Source organism: Pseudoalteromonas sp. NZS71 (genome assembly GCF_015864715.1).
Lineage (GTDB): Bacteria > Pseudomonadota > Gammaproteobacteria > Enterobacterales > Alteromonadaceae > Pseudoalteromonas > Pseudoalteromonas arctica.
The window spans coordinates 1-1,410 of the sequence record NZ_JADYWS010000073.1; the positions used below are offsets into that span (position 1 = coordinate 1).

The following is a 1,410-nucleotide window of genomic DNA, read 5'->3' on the forward strand; positions in this document are numbered from 1 at the left end:
ATGTCATAGGTAAGATCTTAAGAAATTGAGTTGAAGCTCAATTCATGATCAAATGGTTGTTACCACACAAACCACAGAATCAAGAAAAGAGCTTCAAATGAATGCTAACATTTTTATTAATAAGTTAAAAAGTATCCTAAGTGAAAAAAAACTGAACCGACTTGGTAAACAAGTAGCATTTACTAAAAGAGAAAGAAATATTACCGCATTTCATATGGTTGTTAGTCTTGTTGCTGCGCTTGGGGATAAAAAAACGATCTATTTATCCGAAATATTAAGAGTTTATAATCAGCTAACAGGGCAGTCTATTAAGTATAAGCCTTTTCATAACCAGTTAGTTAAACCTGAACTAGCTGAACTAATGCGAGAGGTAACAAATAGAGTTTTTAATTGTTGGATAAATGATGCGCTTAAGTACACGAAAAAAGATTTGTTCAAGTTTGAGAATATTTTAATTCAGGACGGTAGCTCTATTATGCTTCATCGTTCTTTAAAAGATGTTTTTCCTGGGCGATTTTCAAATACGTGTCCAGCAGCGATTGAATTGCATGCTACTTTAAATTTAACGCAAGGTTGCTTTGAAAAAGCAGGTATAACACCAGACAGTTATTCTGAACGTGAAGAACTTCCAACATTTAAAGAGTTGAAAGGACAGTTGTTACTTGCTGATAGAGGGTATTATTCAGGTAGTTATATTCATGAATTAGATAAAGCAGGAGGATTTTACGTATTAAGAGCTAAGGGGTTAAAAGCAGTCAGAGTACATAATGCTTTTAAGCAAAATGGACAGGAATTAACAGGAAGTCATTCCCCAAAGTTATGTGAATTGCTCCCCGAATTACCTAAAAATGATCTTATTGATATGAATGTTAGCATAAAAAACAAGCTAACAAGAGTCGTTGGGTATTGGTCAAAAAAAGAAAAACAATATACATTTTTAGTCACTAATTTATCTATTGATGAATTTACAGCGACTGAAATAGGCAAATTATATAGGTTACGCTGGCAGGTTGAATTACTTTTTAAGGAGTGTAAGTCTTATAATAATTTACGCGGCTTTCAAACATCAAACGCAACCTTACAAGAGGCGCTAATTTATGTAAGTTTAATAGTAACCATGCTTAAAAGGTTTTTAACTGGCTGTATTGAAAAGATATTCAAAACTGAAATGTCTACAATGACAGTAGCAAAAACAACGGGTGTTTGGTGGATTGGCATATTAACAGCGATTATTAGGAAGCATAGGAAAGGATTGTTAAATGCAGTTAATGGAGCATTTGACTTTCTGAGGAAAAATGCTGCTAGGGCACACCCCAAACGCGATCGAAAAACAGGAGTATTTCAGTATGGGGTAGAGCCAAATTTTTAAGGCTGTACTTAATGTTTTTCTTAAGTACCTACCTATGACAT

Annotated in this window: 1 protein-coding gene; it reads left to right on the forward strand. The window is 33.8% G+C overall.

Annotated elements, in window-relative coordinates:
• Positions 1-97: 97 nt before the first annotated feature.
• Positions 98-1,369 (forward strand): IS4 family transposase, encoded by a 1,272-nt coding sequence (locus I6E85_RS20760; protein ID WP_197237321.1) that lies wholly within the window; start codon positions 98-100, stop codon positions 1,367-1,369.
• The last annotated feature ends 41 nt before the right edge of the window (positions 1,370-1,410 follow it).

What these genes read in the sequence shown, in the direction of transcription:
- I6E85_RS20760 (WP_197237321.1), top strand. Translation starts at nt 98, where the DNA reads ATGAATGCTAACATTTTTATTAATAAGTTAAAAAGTATCCTAAGTGAA.